Origin of the sequence: Mycobacterium sp. E3198 (genome assembly GCF_001667015.1) — a bacterium.
Taxonomy (GTDB): Bacteria; Actinomycetota; Actinomycetes; order Mycobacteriales; family Mycobacteriaceae; genus Mycobacterium.
In genome coordinates this window covers 37,155-56,141 of the sequence record NZ_LZIS01000139.1, presented here as the reverse complement: position 1 = coordinate 56,141, position 18,987 = coordinate 37,155, and the positions used below count along the sequence as shown (strand labels likewise).

Below are 18,987 nucleotides of genomic sequence, written 5' to 3'. Positions count from 1 at the left end.
GGCCTGCGCCTGCGGGTCCGACCAGTCCGCTTCGCCGGCGTCGCGCACCCGTTTCTCGACCGCGCGCAGGCGCCGCTCCAGCTCGGCGGACCGTTCCCGCGGCACCTTTCCGATCGCGTCCCACTTGTCGGCGATGGACCGCAGCGCCGCGCGCGCCGCGTCGAGGTTGCCGGTGTCGAGCTTTTCCGCCTCGGCCAGCAGCGCCTCCTTGGCGGTGGCGTTGGCCGCGAACTCGGCGTCCTTCTCCGCCGCGGCGGCGTTGCGGGCCGTGAAGAAACGGTCCTGCGCGGCCTTGAAGCGGCGCCTGCGCGCGGTCGAGAAACGGGTGCGCGACGCCGGCGAAGCGGACTGGTCGGACCCGCAGGCGCAGGCCCGGGCCGAGCAGTTCCGGACCCGCGCCGAGCAGTACGAGCAGCAGGCGCAGAAGGCCGCCGCCGCAGGCCGGACCAAGGAGGCCGAGGAGGCCAGGGCCAACGCCGAGCAGTGGCGGCAGTGGGCCGATGCGGCCGCCGAGGCGCTGACCCGCAGGTCCTAGGCTTCGGGTTTCGGCGCCGTCGGATCCTCCGGATCGCCCAGGGTGTCCAGCAGCGTCGCCGACTGCTGCTGCGCGGCGAGCCTGCGCCGCTGCTCCTCGGCCGCCAGATGCACGGCGGTGCGGGCCCACACCACGCGTGCCCAGTGGAACGTCAACAGCAGCACGGCGATCCACGCCACGATCAGCCCGACGCCGGGGCCGGGGTGCCCGGCGGCGACGGTTTGGCGCGACCACACGGCCAGCAGCCCGGCGCCGGACGCGACGGCCGAGCCCGCCAGCGCGACCCAGGCGAGCGCCCAGCGCCGCGTCATCAGCGCCAGCGTCGAGCAGCCCACGCCGAACACCAGCGCCAGCCACGCGAACACCCGCGACGGCAGGGCCACGGCGGCGGCGCCGGCGTCGTGGCTGGAAAACAGCACGTCCCATCCCCGCACGTCGCCGGTGTGCGGCAAGGCGAACGAACCGAGTAGCACGAACACCAGGATCGCGACCACCAAAGCCCTTGGGCCGGGGTCGATTTCGCGCGCCACCCGGCGCTCGGCGGCCTCGATTTCGGTTCTTAGCGCGTCGATGTCGACGTGTTCTTTCTTCATCGGGGGCACCCCAGCGTTTCTAGCGGTTCCAGCGGTTCGGTAGACGGCCCGACGGCGGGCATGCCGAGGCCGATCGTGCGGGGGCGGCGCCCGGCGGCGTGCGCGTCGCCCGCCCGGGTGCGGCGGTGGCTGCGGATTCCCGCGTCGGCGATGAGGTGATGCGGGGCGGCATCGGTGACGACCGTGGTGACGACGTCACCCGGGCGCACCTGGTCGTTCGAGGCTTCGTTACAGGCAAAGTGCACCAGCCGGCCGTCGCGGGCCCGGCCCGTCATGCGGGCCGTGCGGGCGTCCTTGCGTCCTTCGCCGGTGGCGACCAGCAGTTCGACCGGCTGCCCGATCAGCGCCCGATTGCCCTCCAGCGAGATCTGCTCCTGCACCTCGATCAGCCGTTCGTAGCGTTCCTGCACGACGGCTTTCGGCAGCTGCCCGTCGAACGCGGCGGCGGGGGTGCCGGGCCGCTTGGAGTACTGGAAGGTGAACGCCGCGGCGAAGCGGGCCTGCCGCACGACGTCGAGGGTGGCGGCGAAGTCCTCTTCGGTCTCGCCGGGGAATCCGACGATCAGGTCGGTGGTGATCGCGGCGTGCGGCATGGCCGCCCGGACCCGCTCGATGATGCCCAGATACCGTTCGGCGCGATATGACCGCCGCATCGCCCGCAGTATCCGGTCGGAGCCCGACTGCAGCGGCATGTGCAGGGCCGGGCAGACGTTCGGCGTCTGCGCCATCGCCTCGATGACGTCGTCGGTGAACTCGGCCGGATGCGGCGAGGTGAACCGCACGCGTTCCAGCCCGTCGATGCGCCCGCAGGCCCGCAGCAGCTCGGCGAAGGCGCCGCGATCGCGGGGCTGCGCCGGGTCGGCGAAGGACACCCCGTAGGCGTTGACGTTCTGGCCCAGCAGGGTGACTTCCAGCACGCCGTCGGCGACCAGCGACCGCACCTCGGCCAGGATGTCGGCCGGGCTGCGGTCGACCTCCTTGCCGCGCAGCGACGGCACGATGCAGAACGTGCAGGTGTTGTTGCATCCCACCGAGATGGAAACCCAGGCGGCGTAGGCGGATTCGCGGGCGCTGGGCAGCGACGACGGGAAGTGCTGCAGCGCCTCGGCGATCTCGACCTGCGCGACGTTGTTGTGCCGGGCCCGGTCGAGTAGCGCCGGCAGCGATCCGATGTTGTGCGTGCCGAACACGACGTCGACCCACGGCGCCTTGCGCAGCAGCGCGTCCCGGTCCTTCTGCGCGAGGCAGCCCCCGACGGCGATCTGCATGTCGGGGTTGCCGCGCTTGCGTGGCGCCAGGTGGCTGAGGTTGCCGTACAGCTTGTTGTCGGCGTTCTCCCGGACGGCGCAGGTGTTGAAGACGACCACGTCGGCGTCGGCACCGTCCGCGGCCCGGCGGTAACCGGCCGCCTCCAGCAGCCCCGCCAACCGCTCGGAGTCGTGGACGTTCATCTGGCACCCGTAGGTGCGCACCTGGTAGGTACGCGCCCCCGAAACGTCTCGGGCCACCATCGAAGTCACGGGGCCATGGTACGGCGACCGGGGGTTACCGGATTAACCCGCAGCTAGACCCGCCTGCGCTCCCGTTCGGCGGCCAGCTCGGCCAGGACGACCTCGCACGCCAGGTTCTGGCTGTAGCCGCGCCGGGCCAGCATCCCCACCAGTCGGCGGGTAATCCGCGTGTCATCCCCGCTCAGCGTCTCGCGCCGCAGCTTCGCCCGCACCAGTTCTTCGGCCCGGTCGCGCTCGGCCCCGGCGTCGATCCCGCTCAGCACCGCGGTGATCACGTCGTTGTCGACGCCCTTGGTGTGCAACTCGGCGGCCAACGCACGCCTGCTCTTCCCCGCCCTGACATGGCGTGACCGCACCCATTGCTCGGCGAAATCCCGGTCGTCGACGAGTCCGACGGCGGCCAGCCGGTCGAGCACCCGGCCGCTGACGTCGTCGGGGTACCCGCGTTTGGCCAGCTGGCCGGACAGCTCGGCCCGGGTGCGCGACCTCGCGGTGAGCAGGCGCAGGCACAACGCCCGCGCCTGCTCCTCGCGGGAGGGCTCAGAAGTCGACGGGGGCCGGCAAGGCGTCGTCATCAGCAGTCACCACCGCGCCAATGCCGAGCTTTTCCTTGATCTTCTTCTCGATCTCGTTGGCGATGTCGGCGTTCTCCATCAGGAAGGTGCGGACGTTCTCCTTGCCCTGCCCGAGTTGCTCACCCTCGTAGGTGAACCACGACCCGGACTTGCGGATGAAGCCCTGATCCACCCCCATGTCGATCAGCGAACCCTCGCGGCTGATGCCGCGGCCGTAGAGGATGTCGAACTCGGCCTGCTTGAACGGCGGCGACACCTTGTTCTTGACGACCTTGACCCGGGTGCGGTTGCCGACCGCGTTGGTGCCGTCTTTGAGCGTCTCGATCCGGCGCACGTCCATGCGCACCGACGCGTAGAACTTCAAAGCCTTTCCACCCGTGGTGGTTTCGGGCGAGTTGTGCACCATCACACCGTCAACGAAATAGTTGTGATTGCCCTCGACCTCAATATCGAATCGATTCATTGACCGGGTGTGCGGCTTGACATGCACGTCGAGAATGCGGGCCGGTACCAACTGCTGGGTGGGTTCGATGAACTGTGGGGTCACCGCCCCTTGACCACGGAACCGCGGCAACAGCTTGTAGTCCATGGACGGCGCCATGTATGGCGCGACCAATTCCTGGAACTTCGCCATGGCCGCGGTAGAGAACACCAGCACCGCCTTACCGGCTGAGCCGGCGTGCCGCAGACGCACATCCAAGCCGTATGAATCATGCAGATAGTCGCGCAACCGCACACGCGTGCCTTCGGTCATGGCTTCGACGCAGATCTCAATGCTGCCGCTGCCGCCAGTAGTACGTTCCTGCAATCCCTTGGAGCGCAAAGTGAATGAGCCGTCGTCCATGTACCAAATGGCCAGAGCCAGTGGTGTTAACGCCTTGAGGTATTCCTCGGAGAAGAACTTCCTGCCGTCTCCGAGATAAACCGCGCGCTGTAATTCGGCGAGCTCTGCCAGTGGAGTGAAGTCGACAAACCTCGCGCCCTTGGCGTTCTCCCGCATTGCATACCGGATGTTGCCCATCAACGCGGTCTTCCACCACAGGTACTCGACCTGCTTGGCGCCGTGTCCCAGCCGGAAGCGGACTCCATTGCGATCGCGGCGATTCGGTGAGAGGTTGCCGTCACCCATCAGCGATCCCAGCACCACCTGAAACTGCTGGTCGCTGAGCAGATGCGGTTCGGCAGCGAGCACGCGGTCACCAGTAAAGAGATCGCCGGCTTCTTTCCAGCCGCTCGGTGTGCGAATGAGGTGGTTGGGTGTTGCGGCGAATTGTGATTTGCCGTTGCCGCTGGACTTCTCGACGGTGAACTGCAAGAACTGCTCGGCGGGGCCGTTGTTGAACCAGTTGACTACCTTGCGCGGGACGACCTGATCGGTGACTGGGTCGTAAGACAGCACCTCGACGTCCATCTTGTTGTTGACGATCTTGCCGATCTTTTCGGTGGAACCGTCCGCAAGAGTCACTCGGGTGGAGTAATTCATGCACCCGAACATCACTCCGATTTTTTCGCGGAGCTGGTTGATGAAGATCGCCGTGGTTCCCGAGTTGTTGAGCGCGCCGGTCATCTTTCGCAGCGCCTGGCTCATCAGCCGGGCCTGCAGGCCGACGTGGCTGTCCCCCATCTCGCCCTCGAGTTCGGCGCGCGGCACCAGGGCCGCCACCGAGTCGATGACCAGGATGTCCAGCGCGCCGGAGCGGATCAGCATGTCGGCGATCTCGAGCGCCTGCTCACCGGTGTCGGGCTGGCTGACCAGCAGCGAATCCGTGTCGACGCCAAGCTTCTTGGCGTAGTCCGGGTCCAGGGCGTGCTCGGCGTCGATGAACGCCGCGACGCCGCCGGCGGCCTGGGCGTTGGCCACCGCGTGCAGCGCGACGGTGGTCTTACCCGAGGACTCCGGGCCATAGATCTCCACGACCCGGCCGCGGGGCAGCCCGCCGATGCCCAGGGCCACGTCCAGTGCGATGGATCCGGTCGGGATGACCGAGATCGGCTGACGCATCTCGTCGCCGAGACGCATCACCGAGCCTTTGCCGTAGCTCTTTTCGATCTGGGCCATCGCCAGTTCGAGAGCCTTCTCGCGGTCGGGGGCTTGCGTCATGGTGCCTCTTCCTATCGTCGGTGTGTGCTTCTGACCGGTATCGGTCGGTTGGCCGTGACACTAGAGAAGGCCACCGACAAGTCGGCTCTGAAGAACACTCACCACAGTAGCCGAACACCTGTTCGATTCAAGCTTGACACGCCGGGCGCGCGGCGTGTGGCAATATTTGCTACCGAAAGGCGCTGACGGGCCACACCCCTTGAGGAAACCGGTGCGAATCCGGTGCGGTCCCGCCACTGTGACCGGGACGGGCATGCCCCGACCCGGGAGCCAGATACTCACCGTCAGCGCTTCCTCACGAGAACTGGGGCGGATTTCCCCAGAGAGGGTTGGTTGCGCATGGACATCTCGGCTGAGCTGGCCGAAATATCTTCCTACAAAGGCTTTTTCGCGCTCACGGTGGGCGGCGAGCCGGCGGGGTGGCATCCCGTCAGGCGGTCCTACACCGACGGCTTCGCCGATCTGATCGACACCACCGCCCGGCGGTATCACACGTCGGATGCGCGGATCGGCGCCTCGCTGGTGCACCTGGGCCACGCCACCCGGTTGTGGTCGCCCGTGCTGGCGTGCGCGCTGGGTCACGGCGTCGTTCCGGACCTCAAAGACCTGCAGCGCGCCGACGACGGGGCGCAGCTGCGGCTCCCCGAACCCGTCGGGCGGCCGCTCGCCCCGCCGTCGGCGAAGTCGCTGTACCGCATCGTGGTCACACAGCACATGGGCCCGTTCGCCGCGGGCCTGCGGGTCACGCTGGCGCCGGCCCTGCTGGCCGGCAACATCGCGTCCGCGCTCGTCGGCGCGGCCCGGGCACTGCTCGTCGCGCGCCCGGACCTGCGGCCGGCGATCGTCGCGATGACCCAGTCACTGCTGGACAGCGGCGTGCTGGCCGGCTCCGGCGTGCTCAGCGGGCCGCATCTCGCGTTCCGGCGCCACAGCTGCTGCCTGTTCTACCGCGTGCCGGGGCGGTCCGTGTGCGGCGATTGCGTGTTTCGGCGGGACCGGCGGCCGCAGCGGAAATGAGTGTGCGTCCAGGGCTTTGGGTGTGCGTCCAGGGCGGGAAAAACGCCCGGATCACGCCACCACTGCGCACTCAACGCCAACACCGCACACTCAACGCCCAGCGGCGTTGAGGCCGGCTCACCACTGGTCGCGCGGGACGTCGAAGTCGGCGCACAGCGCCCGCCAGACGTCGCGGGGCTCGACGCCGTCGTCGATCGCCTGGGCGGCGGTGCGGCCGTCGAAGCTGGTCAGCACGTGATCCACCAGCACCGACGGGCCGTAGGTCGCGCCAAAGCGCAAGACAACCCGTTCGTTGAACTCCGTCAGCCGCACGTCAGCCAACATACCCAGCCGGCTCAGCCGGCAAGCGCCAGCGCTTGGTGGCAGACCCGCACCGGGTCGGCGACGTCGGCGATGCCGGCGGCGGCCCGCCGCGCGGCCTGCCGGTAGCCGGGCGAGGACAGCACCTCGCCCACCGCGGCCACCAACGCGTCGGCGCTCAGCGGCCGAACCAGCCGGCCGCTGCCCTGGCGCACCACCCGATTGGCCATCTCCCATTGATCCCCGCCGCCGGGAACGACCACCAGCGGCACCCCGGACAGCAGCGTCTTGGCCACCATGCCGTGCCCGCCGCCGCAGATCACCAGGTCGGCGTGTGTCAGCAGTTCCGACTGGCGCCCCAGCCCGACCACCGCCCACGGCGGCACGGTCAGCTCGGCGCCGCCGAGCCGCGACACCACCAGCCGTGAACCGGCCGGCAGCGTGGCCCCCGGCCTCAGGCAGTCCAGGGCGACCTCGGCCAACCCGGCGGTCCCGGTGAGCGCGGTCGACGGCGCGACCACCACCACCGGCCCGGAGCCCGGCGGGATGTTCAGCACCCGATCGGTCGGCTCGAAGTGCAGGGGTCCCACGACGACGGCCTCCGCCGGCCAGTCCGGGCGCGCCACCTCCAGGGCGGGCAGCGTGGCGATCAGCCGTCGCAGCGGCCCGGGATCGACGGCGGGCAGCCCGATCTCGAGCCGGGCGGCGGCGCGCTGCTTGATGCCGGCGCGCCACGACCGCGCCGTCAGCGCACGCATCGTGGCGTCCCGCAGCCGGCCGCGGAAGCCGGTGCCGCGCGCCAGCCCGCTGCCGATCGGCGGCAACCCCTTCGACGGCAGGTACAGCGGATGGGGGTTGAGCTCGGTCCAGGGGATGCCCAACAGCTCGGCGGCCATTCCGCCGCCCGCGGTGATGACGTCCGAGACCACCAGATCCGGCGCCAGGTCGCGCAGCGCCGGGACATTGAGGACCGCCATCCGCGCCGCGCGCCGGTGAATCCGGGCCCCGGCGTCGGCGTCCTCGTCGGTGGCGGTCAGCCCGTCCAGCTCGACCGCCTCGACGCCGGCGGCGCGCGCGGCGCCGAGCCACTCCGGGCCCGTCAACAAGACGGGCTCGTCGCCCGCCTCGCCGAACCGCCGGCACAGCGCGATCGCCGGGAACGAGTGCCCGGGATCGGGCCCGGCAACCACGGCGACGCGCATCGGCCCTACCCTGCCACACCGCGGAGCCGCCGCACTCGCCTACGCTGGCAGCATGACCGAGCTGACTGACACAGGCGTGGCGAACACCCGCACGGTCGAGGGTTTCCTGAACGCGCTTCAAGATTCGGACCTGGACGCCGCCGGGGCGGCGCTGGACGACAACCTCGTTTACCAGAACGTGGGGCTGCCGACGATCCACGGCCGCGCCCGGGCGATCAAGCTGTTCCGCATGATGGAAGGCCGCGGGGCCTTCGAGGTGAAGATCCACCGCATCGCCGCCGACGGCGCCGCGGTGCTCACCGAACGCACCGACGCGCTGATCGTCGGGCCGCTGCGGCTGCAGTTCTGGGTGTGCGGCGTTTTCGAGGTGCACGACGGGCGAATCACGCTGTGGCGCGACTACTTCGACTTCTTCGACATGCTCAAGGCGACACTGCGTGGCGTGGCGGGGCTGGTGGTGCCGTCGCTGCGCGCCTCGTTCTAGCGCCGTCCTAGCGCCGGGGCAACCCGCCGAGTTCGTCGAACGCCTGCGCCCAACCGAGCAGCCGATCGGTGGCCCCGACCAGCTCGGCGCGGTAGCGCTCCTGGGTTCCGGCCAACCCGGCGCCCGTTGCCCCGTTCGCCGAGGACACCAGTTGCGCTGCGGCGGTGACCATTTCGTTGTACTGGCGCACGCCGGCGCTCAGCTGCGCGGTGAACGCGTTGATGGTCGGCACCAGGTGCGGCCGCGACGACTCGGCGTACTGCGCCGCGCGTTCCATCGACACCACCTCGGCGGCGGTGGCCGCCATCGCCGTCGACGACTTGGCGGCCGCGGCGCTCAGGTCGCGGATCTCGTCCGCCGGCAGCATGGAGCCGCGCTCGATCACGCCCAACAGCGAGGAGAATCCGCGTTCGGAGGCGCCCAGCGCGTACATCGCGGGCCGGGCGGCCGAACCGGGCGGCGGCAGCCGACGGGTGCCCGTGGTCCGCTGCGCCGGCAGCGGCTCCGAGCGCAGCCAGCGGTAGCGCAGCAGCAACAGCGTCGCCGGAACCGCCAGCACCACCGCGATGGCGCCGGTGACCTGCAGCAGCAACGTGAACCAGCCCCACGCCGCCAGCAGGCCGGTCACCGCGATCCAGAACACGCAGCCGGCCGCGCAGATCAGGCCCCACCGCAGCGCCCGGCGCTGGCGGCGCAGCAGCCGCGCGCGTGGGTCCGCGGCGGCGCCGATCTTGCGGGCCACCAGGTCGGAAACGTCGGCGGCGGCCTCCAAGCCGCGCTGCACCAGGGCGCGCCACGGCCGGTGCTGGGTCGCTTTCACCGCCATCGCGGGGCCCCGGAGGCGTTACTGGCCAAAGGGCTTCTCGGCGACCTGGCCACCGGTGGTCTCGGCGGGCGCGGGGGTTGCCGGGGCCGCGCCGGGGGTGGCGGCCGTACCGCCCGCCGGCAGCGCCTCACCGCGCATCGACGCGCGGATCTGCTCGAGCCGGGAATGGCCGGCCATCTGGACGCCGGCCTGCTCGACCTCGAGCATGCGGCCCTGCACGGACCCCTGGGCGAGCTCGGCGGACCCGATCGCGTTGGCATAGCGGCGTTCGATCTTCTCGCGGACCTCGTCGAGGTTGGGGGTGGTGCCCGGGGCGGCGATCTCGCTCATCGACCGCAGCGAGGCGCTGACCTGCTCCTGCATCTTGGCCTGCTCGAGCTGGCTGAGCAGCTTGGTGCGCTCGGCGATCTTCTGCTGCAGCACCATCGAGTTCTGTTCGACGGCCTTCTTGGCCTGGGCCGCGGCGGACAGCGCCTGGTCGTGCAGGGTCTTGAGGTCTTCGACGCTCTGCTCGGCGGTCACCAGCTGGGCCGCGAACGCCTCGGCGGCGTTGTTGTACTCGGCGGCCTTGGCGGCGTCCCCGGCGCCGGCCGCCTGGTCGGCCAGCGTCAGCGCCTGACGCACGTTGACCTGCAGCTTCTCGATGTCGGCCAGCTGGCGGTTGAGCCGCATCTCCAGTTGGCGCTGGTTACCGATCACCTGCGCGGCCTGCTGGGTCAGCGCCTGATGCTGGCGCTGGGCTTCCTCGATGGCCTGCTGGATCTGCACCTTCGGGTCGGCGTGCTCGTCAATCTTGGCGTTGAAGAGCGCCATCAGGTATTTCCACGCTTTGACGAACGGATTGGCCATCAGTCAGGTCCACCTTCGCTTCTCGTATGCCGGACAAGCGCCCTGTCGCTCAATTTATCGGGTCGGGGCCAATCGCCCCACCCCTGGCGCTGGATCCGCCCGCGTGGCTTTCAGGCCACGGCCAGCGACGCCACCGGCGGAATGACGACCTTGGTGCCGGCGTCGATGGTGGGCCCGCCCGCCCCGGCGGTCGGCGCGGCGTAGGCCACGCTCTCCTCGCTTGCCATCCGCTCCCCGGCGCCGGTCAGGACGGCCGACAGCGGCACCTCCAGCGCATCGCAGATCGCGTTGAGCAGCTCGCTGGAGGGCTCCTTGCGGCCGCGCTCCACCTCCGACAGGTAGCCGAGGCTCACCCGCGCCGAATCCGAGACCTCGCGCAGCGTCCGGCCCTGTGACGTCCGGGCCCGGCGCAACACGTCGCCGATGACCTCGCGCATCAATGGCGCCATCCTGCTCTCCTTCGTCCAGTCAGCCCTGCTCAGCACGTCAACAACCCCAAATTCAGCAGGCGCTCATTAGGGCCAACGCCGGCGGCGGTGGGTTGGTTCCCGTTCAGCCGGCCGTCTGGCGGACCGCCTTGGCGGTGGACACCACGTAGTCCACGCCGGTCACCACCGTCAGCACGATCGCGATGCCCATGACGGCGGCCGCCACCACCCGCAGCGGCCCCGACAGCGGCAGGACGAACAAGCCGATCGCCAGGGCCTGCACGACCGTCTTGAGCTTGCCGCCCCAACTCGCGGGGATGACGCCGCGGCGGATCACCGCCAACCGCAGCAGCGTGACCCCCACCTCGCGGGTCATGATCACCGCCGTGACCCACCACGGCAGGTCGCCCAGCATCGACAGGCCGATCAGCGCCGACCCGATCAGGGCCTTGTCCGCGATCGGGTCGACAAACGCGCCGAATTCGGTCGCCATCCCGTAGTTGCGGGCCAGCAGGCCGTCGAACCGGTCGGTGATGCCGGCGACGGCGAAGATCACGAAAGCGACTATGCGGCCGGCGATTTGGTGTCCGTCGGCGGTGAACAGCGCGAAAAGGAACACAGGGACGAGCACCAGCCGCAAGAGGGTCAGCACGTTGGCGAGGTTCGCGATGCGGGCTTGGCCCGCAATTGGCGGTGTTTGCGGCTGCCCCGACACGGCATAAGAATAGCGGTTGACCAGCGTCCCTCTGCGCGTTGCCGATACTGTTACCCGTGACCCAAAGCTCACGGGGCCCCAGGCCGGTGGTCCGGCGCGCGCGAACATCCGACGTCCCCGCGATCAAACAACTCGTCGACACGTACTCCGGGCGCATCCTGCTGGAGAAGAACCTCGTCACGCTCTACGAGGCCGTCCAGGAGTTCTGGGTGGCCGAGCACCCGGATTTTGCGGGCCGGGTGGTCGGGTGCGGCGCGCTGCACGTGTTGTGGTCGGACCTCGGGGAAATCCGCACCGTCGCGGTCGACCCGGCGATGACCGGCCACGGCATCGGCCACGCCATCGTCGACCGCCTCCTCGAGGTCGCCCGCGAGCTGCAGCTGCAGCGGCTGTTCGTGCTGACCTTCGAGACCGAGTTCTTCGCCAGGCACGGGTTCACCGAGATCGAGGGCACGCCCGTCACCGCCGAGGTGTACGAGGAGATGTGCCGCTCCTATGACATCGGTGTCGCCGAGTTCCTGGACCTGAGCTACGTCAAGCCCAACATATTGGGCAACTCCCGAATGCTGCTGGTGCTCTAGTCGGGCCCGTCGTCGTCGGACCCGCCGTCCAGGCCCCGGATCGCGGCCAGCGTCGCGGCCAGCTCGTCGGGCTTGACCAGCACGTCGCGCGCCTTGGATCCCTCGGACGGCCCCACGATGCCGCGGGTCTCCATCAGGTCCATCAGCCGGCCGGCCTTGGCGAAGCCGACGCGCAGCTTGCGCTGCAGCATCGAGGTCGAGCCGAACTGGCTGGACACCACCAGCTCGACGGCCTGCAGGAACACGTCCATGTCGTCGCCGATGTCCGGGTCGACGTCGGTGCGTTCGCCGGTCGGCTTGGCGGTGGTGACGCCCTCGGTGTACTCGGGTTCGGCCTGGTCCTTGCAGGCGGCCACGACGGCGTGGATCTCCTCGTCGGTGATGAAGGCGCCCTGCAGCCGGACGGTTTTGCTGGCACCCATCGGCAGGAACAGGGCGTCGCCCATCCCGATCAGCTTCTCCGCGCCGGCCTGGTCCAGGATGACCCGGCTGTCGGTGAGCGACGACGTGGCGAACGCCAGCCGCGACGGCACGTTGGTCTTGATCAGCCCGGTGACCACGTCCACCGACGGGCGCTGGGTGGCCAGCACCAGGTGGATGCCCGCGGCGCGCGCCTTCTGGGTGATCCGCACGATCGCGTCCTCGACGTCGCGCGGCGCGGTCATCATCAGGTCGGCCAGCTCGTCGACGATCGCCACCACATACGGGTAGGGCCGGTACTCGCGCTGGCTGCCCAGCGGCGCCGTGATGGCTCCGGAGCGCACCTTCTCGTTGAAGTCGTCGATGTGGCGCACCCGGGAGGCCTGCATGTCCTGGTAGCGCTGCTCCATCTCCTCGACCAGCCACGCCAGCGCGGCGGCCGCCTTCTTCGGCTGGGTGATGATCGGGGTGATCAGGTGCGGAATGCCTTCGTACGGCGTCAGTTCCACCATCTTCGGGTCGATCAGGATCATCCTGACCTCCTCCGGGGTGGCCCGGGCCAGCAGCGAGACCAGCATGGAATTGACGAAGCTCGACTTGCCCGATCCGGTGGAGCCGGCGACCAGCAGGTGCGGCATCTTGGCCAGGTTGGCCGAGATGAAGTCGCCCTCGATGTCCTTGCCCAGGCCGATCACCAGGGGGTGGTGGTCGCGGCGGGTCGAGGGCGCGGTGAGCACGTCGGCCAGCCGCACCATTTCGCGGTCGGTGTTGGGCACCTCGATGCCGACGGCGGATTTGCCGGGAATGGGGGCGAGCATGCGGACGCTCTCGGTGGCCACCGCGTAGGCGATGTTCTTCTGCAGGGCGGTGATCTTCTCCACCTTGACGCCGGGCCCCAGTTCGACCTCGTAGCGGGTCACCGTGGGCCCGCGGGTGCAGCCGGTGACGGCGGCGTCGACCTTGAACTGGTTGAGGACCTCGGTGATGGCGTCGGCCATGACGTTGTTGGCGGCGCTGCGCTTCTTGGGCGGATCGCCGGCCACCAGCAGGTTCAGCGACGGCAGGGTGTAGGGACCCTCGACGACGCGGTCCACGATCCGGGTTTCGGGCTTTTTGGCCCGACGGCGGCTTCGCCCGGGCTCCGGAATCGTGGGGGTGTCGTCCGCGATCGGTTCGCCGGGGCCCGCCTGGGCGGGGGCCGCCGACGGCCACGCCTGCGGCTCCGGGTCCGGGGATTCGTCGTAGTAGCCGTCGGAGAAGTCGTCGCGCGGCTGGTCGTCGTCGAACTCGTCGGCGTAGTCGTAGGCGACGTCGTCGTCGCCGGCCAGCCGGCCACCGAACCACCCGCGCAACACGTCGGGAACCTCGCGGATCGTGGTCCCGGTCAGCAACAGCAGGCCGAACATGAAGCCGATGAACAACAGCGGCGCGGCGATCCAGGGCGTCAACCCGTCCGACAGCGGCCCGCCGATGGCGAAGCCGATGAATCCCGCTGCGCGGCGGCGCAATTCGGGGTCCTCCGGCGAACCGGACCACAGGTGGCGCAGGCCCAGCGCCGAGAGGGCGATCAGGGTGCCGCCCAGGATCAGCCGCGGCCGCGCGTCGGGGTTGGGCTGGGTCCGCATCAGCGTCACCGCCACCGCGGCGGCGGCGACGGGCAGCGCGAGGACGCCCGCGCCGACGAATGTCCGCAGCAGCGTGTCCACCCACGCGCCGACCGGGCGCGCGGCGTCGAACCACGAGCTGGCGGCGACGACGACGGAGAGGCCGAGCAGCACCAGCGCGATCCCGTCGCGGCGGTGCCCGGGATCGATGTCGTGGGCCCGCCCGATGGACCGGGCCGCACCCCCGGCGCCGCGCGCGGCCAGCAGCCAGGTGGCGCGCGCGGCGCGGCCGCAGGTCAGCCCGGCGGCCACCAGCAGCGACGGGTTGCGGCGTTTGGCGGGCCTGCCCGCCTTCCGGCGGGGTGCGGGGCGGGGCTTGCGGGCCCCGCCGGCCCGCGATGTGGCCTTTGACCTGCTCGTTCGGGTACCGGAGCGGGCGGCGGTCTTACTGGGCATGGGGCCAAGAGTAGTCGCAAATACCTCATCTACACCACCCGCCACACTGGTAACGACCGCCCGGCGCGGGATGCCCCCGATCGGGCGTGAGTAGGGTGACGAATGGTGATGGCAGTCACGCCGTCACCCGCCCCTCAACCGCCCAGGAGGCACCAGCATGCCCGTCGTCGTCGTCGCCACCATGACCGTCAAACCCGAGTCGGTGGACACCGTCCGCGACATCCTGACCACCGCGGTTTCCGAAGTGCACGAGGAGCCGGGCTGCCAGCTGTATTCGCTGCACCAGAGCGGCGAGACGTTCGTGTTCGTCGAGCAGTGGGCCGACGAGGAGGCGCTCAAGGTGCACAGCACCGCGCCCGCGATCGGCAAGCTGTTCGCCGCGGCGGGCGAGCACCTGGACGGGGCGCCGGACATCAAGATGCTGCAGCCGATCCCCGCCGGCGACGCGGACAAGGGGCAGCTGCGTCCCTGATGGCCCGTTCACTCGAAGGCAAGGTCGCTTTCATCACCGGGGCCGCGCGCGGCCAGGGGCGCGCGCACGCGGTGCGGCTGGCCACCGACGGGGCGGACATCATCGCCGTCGACCTGTGCGGGCAGATCGCCAGCGTCCCGTACCCGCTGGCGACCGCGGACGACCTCGCGGCCACCGTCAAGCTGGTCGAGGACACCGGTGCGCGCATCGTGGCCGCCCGTGGCGACGTGCGCGACCGGGCGTCGTTGTCGGCCGCGCTGCAGGCGGGCCTCGACGAGTTCGGCCGGCTCGACATCGTGGTGGCCAACGCCGGCATCGCCCCGATGCAGTCCGGCGACGACGGCTGGCGCGACGTCATCGACGTCAACCTCACCGGCGTCTACAACACCATCAAGGCCGCGATCCCGACTATGGTCAAGCAGGGCACCGGCGGATCGATCGTCCTGATCAGTTCGTCGGCCGGGCTCGCGGGCGTCGGCAGCCCGGATGCCGGTTCGGTCGGCTACGCCGCCGCCAAGCACGGGGTCGTCGGATTGATGCGGGTCTACGCGAATCTTCTTGCGACACAAATGATTCGAGTCAACTCGATCCATCCGTCCGGCGTCGAGACGCCGATGATCAACAACGAGTTCACCCGCGAGTGGCTGGCCAAGATGGCGGCCGCCACCGACACGCCGGGGGCCATGGGCAACGCCATGCCGGTGGAGGTGCTCGACGCCGAAGACATCGCCAACGCGGTGGCGTGGCTGGTGTCCGACCAGGCCCGCTACATCACCGGCGTCACCCTGCCCGTCGATGCGGGCTTCCTGAACAAGTAGCAGCACATGGCTCGAAACCCCGCCGCGCAGACCGCCTTCGGACCGATGGTGCTGGCCGCGGTCGAGCGCAACGAGCCGCCCGAGCGCCGCCTGGTGGACGACGACCTCGCGGAGCTGTTCCTGCCGCGCCCACTGCGCTGGCTGGTCGCCGCGACGCGCTGGGCGCCGGCTCGCCGCCTGATGGTCCGCGGCTCGGAATACACCGGCCCCGGGTTGTGGGCCAATCTCGCCTGCCGCAAGCGGTTCATCGCCGACAAGATCGAGGAGGCGCTGCCCGACGTCGAGGCGGTCGTCATCCTCGGCGCCGGGTTCGACACCCGCCCCTACCTCTTGACGCGGCGGGCCCGCCTCCCGGTCTTCGAGGTGGACCTGCCGGTCAACATCGCCCGGAAGGCGAGGACCGTTCGGCGGGTGCTGGGCGGACTGCCGATGTCAGTTCGGTTGGTGCCGTTGGACTTCGAGCGCGACGACCTGCTCACCTCGTTGGCCGAGCACGGGTACCGCACCGATTACCGGGCCTTCTTCATCTGCGAAGGCGTGACCCAGTACCTCACCGAGGACGGTGTCCGCCGCACCCTCGAGGGCTTGCGCGCGGCCGCCCCGGGCAGCCGGCTGGTGTTCACCTACGTCCGCCGCGACTTCATCGACGGGACGAACCGCTACGGCACCCGCACGCTGTACCGCAATGTCCGCCAGCGCCACCAACTCTGGCATTTCGGCCTGCAACCCGACGAGGTCGCGCAGTTCATCGCCGAGTACGGCTGGCGGCTGGTGGAGCAGGCCGGCCCCGACGAACTCGTCCAGCGCTACGTGGCGCCCACCGGCCGCAAACTCGCGGCCTCCCAATTGGAATGGTCAGCCTACGCCGAGAAAGTTTAGACCTCGATGACCGTCGGCACGATCATCGGCTGGCGGCGGTAGGTCTCGCCGACCCACTTCCCGACCGTGCGGCGCACCCCCTGCGCGATCCGGACGGGATCGGTCACGTCGTCGGCGACCAGCGCCTCGAGTTCGGCCTCGACCTTGCGCACCGCGGGCTCCAGCGCCTTGGGGTCCTCGGAGAACCCGCGCGAAAACAGTTGCGGCGCAGCGGCGGGGCGCCCGGTGCCCCGCTTCACCACCACGGTCACCGCGACGAAACCCGACGACAGGATGAGCCGCTCACCCAGGGTGATGTCGCCGACGTCGCCGGTGATCAGCCCGTCGACGAACATCTTGCCGACCGGCACGGCGCCGGCGATGGAGGCCTGGCCCGCGACGAGGTCGACGCTGACGCCGTTCTCGGCCACCAGGATTGATTCCTCGGGCACCCCGGCGCGCGCCGCCAGCTTGGCGTTGGCGCGCAGCATGCGCCAGGTGCCGTGGACCGGCATCACGTTGCGCGGTCGTACGCCGTTGTAGAGGAACAGCAGCTCGCCGGCGTAGGCGTGCCCGGAAACGTGCACGCGCACTTGCTGGTTGGTGACGACGCGGGCCCCGATCTTGGCCAGCGAGTCGATGACCCCGTACACCGCCTCCTCGTTGCCGGGAATCAGCGACGACGACAGGATGATCAGGTCCTCGTTGGTGAGCGTGATGCTGCGGTGCTCGCCGCGCGACATCCGCGACAGCGCCGACATCGGTTCGCCCTGGGTGCCGGTGGTGATCAGCACCACCCGCTCGGGCGCCATCATCTCCGCGGCAGAGATGTCGATGAGGTCGGAATCGTCCACCCGCAAGAAGCCCAGTTCCCGCGCGATGCCCATGTTGCGCACCATGGATCGCCCGACGAACGACACCCGCCGGCCCAATGCCACTGCCGCGTCGATGATCTGCTGCACCCGGTCCACGTTGGAGGCGAAACACGCCACGATGACGCGGCCGTCGGCGCCCCGGATCAGCCGGTGCAGCGTCGGGCCGACCTCGCTCTCCGACGGCCCGACACCGGGGATCTCGGAATTGGTCGAGTCGCACAGGAACAGGTCCACGCCCGCGTCACCCAGTCGCGACATGCCGGGCAGGTCGGTGGGCCGGCCGTCCAGCGGCAGCTGGTCGAGCTTGATGTCGCCGGTGTGCAGCACGGTTCCGGCGCCCGTGTGCACGGCGATGGCCAGCGCGTCGGGGATGGAATGGTTGACGGCGAAGTACTGGCACTCGAACACGCCGTGCGTGCTGCGCTGCCCCTCGGCGACCTGCACGAAGACCGGCTTGATGCGGTGCTCGCGGCATTTGGCGGCGACCAGCGCCAGGGTGAACTTCGAGCCGACGACCGGGATGTCGGGGCGCAGCCGGAGCAGGAACGGGATCGCGCCGATGTGGTCCTCGTGCGCGTGCGTGAGCACCAGCGCCTCGATGTCCTCGAGCCGGTCGGAGATGTGGCGCAGGTCCGGCAGGATCAGGTCGACGCCGGGCTCGTCGTGGGTGGGGAACATCACCCCGCAGTCGATGATGAGCAGGCGGCCCAGGTGCTCGAAAACGGTCATGTTGCGGCCGATTTCGTTGATGCCGCCCAGCGCGGTGACACGCAACCCACCCGGAGTCAGGGGACCTGGTGGGTCGAGGTCTATATCCACTTCGCGGCCACCGTTTGGCTCACCGAAGCACCGAGGCCGCGCGCATGTCGGCGGCCAGCGCCTCGCTCTGTTCCGGCGTCGCCGGGATTTGCGGCAGCCGGGGGTCGCCCACGTCGAAGCCCTGCAGGCGCAGGCCCGCCTTCGACATCGTCACCCCGCCCAGGCGCCCCATCGCGTTGCACAGCGGGGCGAGGGAGACGTTGATCTTGCGGGCGGTGGCGATGTCCCCGGAATTGAAGGCGGACAACAGCTCCCGCAGCTGACCCGCCGCCACATGGGCGATCACGCTGATGAAGCCGGTGGCACCCATCGCCAGCCACGGCAGGTTCAGCGCGTCGTCGCCGGAGTAGTAGGCCAGGCCGGTCTCGGCCATGATCTGGCCGCCGGCGTGCAGATCGGCCTTGGCGTCCTTGATGCCGACGATGTTCGGGTGGCCGGCCAGCGTGTGGATGGTCTCGGTCTCGATCGGTATCACCGAGCGCGGCGGGATGTCGTAGAGCAGCACCGGCAGTTCGGTCGCGTCGGCGACCGCGGTGAAATGCGCGACGAGCCCCGCCTGGGGCGGCTTGGAGTAGTAGGGCGTGACGACCAGCAGGCCGTGGGCGCCCTCTGCCGCGCAGGCCTTGGCCAGCCGGACGCTGTGCGCGGTGTCATACGTGCCGGCGCCGGCGACGACGCGGGCGCGATCGCCCACCGCCTCCAGCACGACCCGCAGCAGCTCCAGCTTCTCGTCGTCGGTGGTGGTCGGCGACTCGCCGGTGGTCCCGGAGACCACCAGGCCGTCGCACCCCCCGTCCACCAGGCGGTTTGCCAGCTGCCCGGCCGCGGCGGTGTCCAGGGACCCATCGGCGGCGAAGGGCGTCACCATCGCGGTCAGCAGGGTTCCCAACCGGGCGGGGGCGTCGAATCCGACGGTGCTCACGATCTTCAGGTTACCTGGCGGTATCA

19 protein-coding genes, 1 pseudogene and 1 riboswitch are annotated in these 18,987 nt (G+C 69.9%); of the genes and pseudogenes, 6 read left to right on the top strand and 14 right to left on the bottom strand.

Annotation, left to right across the window (positions count from 1 at the left end):
* From A5673_RS28480 to recA, 5 genes and pseudogenes are all read right to left on the bottom strand, one after another.
* Positions 1–312 (bottom strand): annotated as a pseudogene (locus tag A5673_RS28480) (DUF349 domain-containing protein); the annotation flags it as partial.
* A gap of 219 nt (positions 313–531) precedes the next feature.
* Complete coding sequence (locus tag A5673_RS16105) at positions 532–1,128, bottom strand: hypothetical protein (protein WP_068234189.1); 597 nt, start codon at positions 1,126–1,128, stop codon at positions 532–534.
* Positions 1,125–2,639: a tRNA (N6-isopentenyl adenosine(37)-C2)-methylthiotransferase MiaB gene (gene miaB, locus A5673_RS16100; protein ID WP_068234187.1), complete on the bottom strand. Its 1,515-nt coding sequence runs from the start codon at positions 2,637–2,639 to the stop codon at positions 1,125–1,127. The genes A5673_RS16105 and miaB overlap by 4 nt, the downstream gene beginning before the upstream one ends.
* Positions 2,640–2,692: 53 nt before the next feature.
* Positions 2,693–3,214 (bottom strand): recombination regulator RecX, encoded by a 522-nt coding sequence (gene recX, locus A5673_RS16095; protein WP_068234186.1) that lies wholly within the window; start codon positions 3,212–3,214, stop codon positions 2,693–2,695.
* The gene (gene recA, locus A5673_RS16090; RefSeq protein WP_068234185.1) at positions 3,180–5,315 is read right to left on the bottom strand and encodes an intein-containing recombinase RecA; all 2,136 of its coding nucleotides are present in this window, start codon (positions 5,313–5,315) and stop codon (positions 3,180–3,182) included. The genes recX and recA overlap by 35 nt, the downstream gene beginning before the upstream one ends.
* 169 nt (positions 5,316–5,484) lie before the next feature.
* A riboswitch (cobalamin riboswitch) is annotated at positions 5,485–5,616 on the top strand.
* 38 nt (positions 5,617–5,654) lie between these two features.
* Between recA and A5673_RS16085 the strand changes: the two genes are divergently transcribed.
* On the top strand, positions 5,655–6,332 hold the full coding sequence (locus A5673_RS16085; RefSeq protein WP_068234183.1) for a (2Fe-2S)-binding protein: 678 nt from the start codon (positions 5,655–5,657) through the stop codon (positions 6,330–6,332).
* 117 nt (positions 6,333–6,449) lie between these two features.
* Here the strand turns inward: A5673_RS16085 and A5673_RS16080 are convergent, their stop codons facing one another.
* Both A5673_RS16080 and A5673_RS16075 read right to left on the bottom strand, forming a co-directional pair.
* Complete coding sequence (locus tag A5673_RS16080) at positions 6,450–6,656, bottom strand: DUF3046 domain-containing protein (protein ID WP_068234181.1); 207 nt, start codon at positions 6,654–6,656, stop codon at positions 6,450–6,452.
* A gap of 11 nt (positions 6,657–6,667) precedes the next feature.
* Positions 6,668–7,834: a glycosyltransferase gene (locus A5673_RS16075; protein ID WP_068234179.1), complete on the bottom strand. Its 1,167-nt coding sequence runs from the start codon at positions 7,832–7,834 to the stop codon at positions 6,668–6,670.
* Between the two features lie 52 nt (positions 7,835–7,886).
* Between A5673_RS16075 and A5673_RS16070 the strand changes: the two genes are divergently transcribed.
* Positions 7,887–8,318, top strand: a complete 432-nt coding sequence (locus A5673_RS16070) for a limonene-1,2-epoxide hydrolase (RefSeq protein WP_068234176.1) — start codon at positions 7,887–7,889, stop codon at positions 8,316–8,318.
* 7 nt (positions 8,319–8,325) lie between these two features.
* Here the strand turns inward: A5673_RS16070 and A5673_RS16065 are convergent, their stop codons facing one another.
* The 4 genes from A5673_RS16065 to pgsA form a co-directional block, all read right to left on the bottom strand.
* The gene (locus tag A5673_RS16065; RefSeq protein WP_068234173.1) at positions 8,326–9,144 is read right to left on the bottom strand and encodes a hypothetical protein; all 819 of its coding nucleotides are present in this window, start codon (positions 9,142–9,144) and stop codon (positions 8,326–8,328) included.
* A gap of 18 nt (positions 9,145–9,162) precedes the next feature.
* Positions 9,163–9,993, bottom strand: a complete 831-nt coding sequence (gene pspA / locus A5673_RS16060) for a phage shock protein PspA (RefSeq protein WP_068234170.1) — start codon at positions 9,991–9,993, stop codon at positions 9,163–9,165.
* A 110-nt stretch (positions 9,994–10,103) separates the two neighbouring features.
* Complete coding sequence (gene clgR / locus A5673_RS16055; protein WP_068234167.1) at positions 10,104–10,442, bottom strand: transcriptional regulator ClgR; 339 nt, start codon at positions 10,440–10,442, stop codon at positions 10,104–10,106.
* 103 nt (positions 10,443–10,545) lie between these two features.
* A complete protein-coding gene (pgsA, locus tag A5673_RS16050; RefSeq protein ID WP_369806491.1) occupies positions 10,546–11,109 on the bottom strand; it encodes a CDP-diacylglycerol--glycerol-3-phosphate 3-phosphatidyltransferase in 564 nt (187 codons plus the stop codon).
* A gap of 83 nt (positions 11,110–11,192) precedes the next feature.
* Between pgsA and A5673_RS16045 the strand changes: the two genes are divergently transcribed.
* Positions 11,193–11,717: an amino-acid N-acetyltransferase gene (locus tag A5673_RS16045; RefSeq protein WP_156748284.1), complete on the top strand. Its 525-nt coding sequence runs from the start codon at positions 11,193–11,195 to the stop codon at positions 11,715–11,717.
* Here A5673_RS16045 and A5673_RS16040 read toward each other — a convergent pair.
* Positions 11,714–14,197, bottom strand: coding sequence for a DNA translocase FtsK (locus A5673_RS16040; protein WP_156748282.1), 2,484 nt, complete (start codon positions 14,195–14,197; stop codon positions 11,714–11,716). The two genes, A5673_RS16045 and A5673_RS16040, sit on opposite strands and share 4 nt — an antisense overlap.
* Positions 14,198–14,354: 157 nt before the next feature.
* On the opposite strand from A5673_RS16040, the gene A5673_RS16035 reads away from it, so the two are divergent.
* From A5673_RS16035 to A5673_RS16025, 3 genes are read left to right on the top strand one after another with little or no spacing between them, the layout of a single operon-like run.
* Entirely contained in the window at positions 14,355–14,669 is a 315-nt protein-coding gene (locus tag A5673_RS16035) for a putative quinol monooxygenase (protein ID WP_068234158.1), read from the top strand.
* The gene (locus A5673_RS16030; protein WP_068234216.1) at positions 14,666–15,487 is read left to right on the top strand and encodes a mycofactocin-coupled SDR family oxidoreductase; all 822 of its coding nucleotides are present in this window, start codon (positions 14,666–14,668) and stop codon (positions 15,485–15,487) included. Before A5673_RS16035 ends, A5673_RS16030 begins: the two co-directional genes overlap by 4 nt.
* Positions 15,488–15,493: 6 nt before the next feature.
* Positions 15,494–16,366 carry an SAM-dependent methyltransferase gene (locus A5673_RS16025; RefSeq protein ID WP_068234155.1) on the top strand — a complete coding sequence of 291 codons (873 nt, stop codon included), beginning with the start codon at positions 15,494–15,496 and terminating at the stop codon, positions 16,364–16,366.
* On the opposite strand, the gene A5673_RS16020 is transcribed toward A5673_RS16025, so the two are convergent.
* Entirely contained in the window at positions 16,363–18,039 is a 1,677-nt protein-coding gene (locus A5673_RS16020; RefSeq protein WP_068234151.1) for a ribonuclease J, read from the bottom strand. The genes A5673_RS16025 and A5673_RS16020 overlap by 4 nt on opposite strands.
* Positions 18,040–18,058: 19 nt before the next feature.
* Positions 18,059–18,961: a 4-hydroxy-tetrahydrodipicolinate synthase gene (gene dapA, locus A5673_RS16015; RefSeq protein ID WP_068234148.1), complete on the bottom strand. Its 903-nt coding sequence runs from the start codon at positions 18,959–18,961 to the stop codon at positions 18,059–18,061.
* Positions 18,962–18,987 lie beyond the last annotated feature (26 nt).

What these genes read in the sequence shown, in the direction of transcription:
- A5673_RS16080 (WP_068234181.1), bottom strand. Translation starts at nt 6,656, where the DNA reads ATGTTGGCTGACGTGCGGCTGACGGAGTTCAACGAACGGGTTGTCTTG.
- A5673_RS16065 (WP_068234173.1), bottom strand. Translation starts at nt 9,144, where the DNA reads ATGGCGGTGAAAGCGACCCAGCACCGGCCGTGGCGCGCCCTGGTGCAG.
- recA (WP_068234185.1), bottom strand. Translation starts at nt 5,315, where the DNA reads ATGACGCAAGCCCCCGACCGCGAGAAGGCTCTCGAACTGGCGATGGCC.
- recX (WP_068234186.1), bottom strand. Translation starts at nt 3,214, where the DNA reads ATGACGACGCCTTGCCGGCCCCCGTCGACTTCTGAGCCCTCCCGCGAG.
- A5673_RS16105 (WP_068234189.1), bottom strand. Translation starts at nt 1,128, where the DNA reads ATGAAGAAAGAACACGTCGACATCGACGCGCTAAGAACCGAAATCGAG.
- miaB (WP_068234187.1), bottom strand. Translation starts at nt 2,639, where the DNA reads ATGGTGGCCCGAGACGTTTCGGGGGCGCGTACCTACCAGGTGCGCACC.
- pspA (WP_068234170.1), bottom strand. Translation starts at nt 9,993, where the DNA reads ATGGCCAATCCGTTCGTCAAAGCGTGGAAATACCTGATGGCGCTCTTC.
- A5673_RS16085 (WP_068234183.1), top strand. Translation starts at nt 5,655, where the DNA reads ATGGACATCTCGGCTGAGCTGGCCGAAATATCTTCCTACAAAGGCTTT.
- A5673_RS16025 (WP_068234155.1), top strand. Translation starts at nt 15,494, where the DNA reads ATGGCTCGAAACCCCGCCGCGCAGACCGCCTTCGGACCGATGGTGCTG.
- A5673_RS16040 (WP_156748282.1), bottom strand. Translation starts at nt 14,197, where the DNA reads ATGCCCAGTAAGACCGCCGCCCGCTCCGGTACCCGAACGAGCAGGTCA.
- A5673_RS16075 (WP_068234179.1), bottom strand. Translation starts at nt 7,834, where the DNA reads ATGCGCGTCGCCGTGGTTGCCGGGCCCGATCCCGGGCACTCGTTCCCG.
- A5673_RS16035 (WP_068234158.1), top strand. Translation starts at nt 14,355, where the DNA reads ATGCCCGTCGTCGTCGTCGCCACCATGACCGTCAAACCCGAGTCGGTG.
- clgR (WP_068234167.1), bottom strand. Translation starts at nt 10,442, where the DNA reads ATGGCGCCATTGATGCGCGAGGTCATCGGCGACGTGTTGCGCCGGGCC.
- A5673_RS16070 (WP_068234176.1), top strand. Translation starts at nt 7,887, where the DNA reads ATGACCGAGCTGACTGACACAGGCGTGGCGAACACCCGCACGGTCGAG.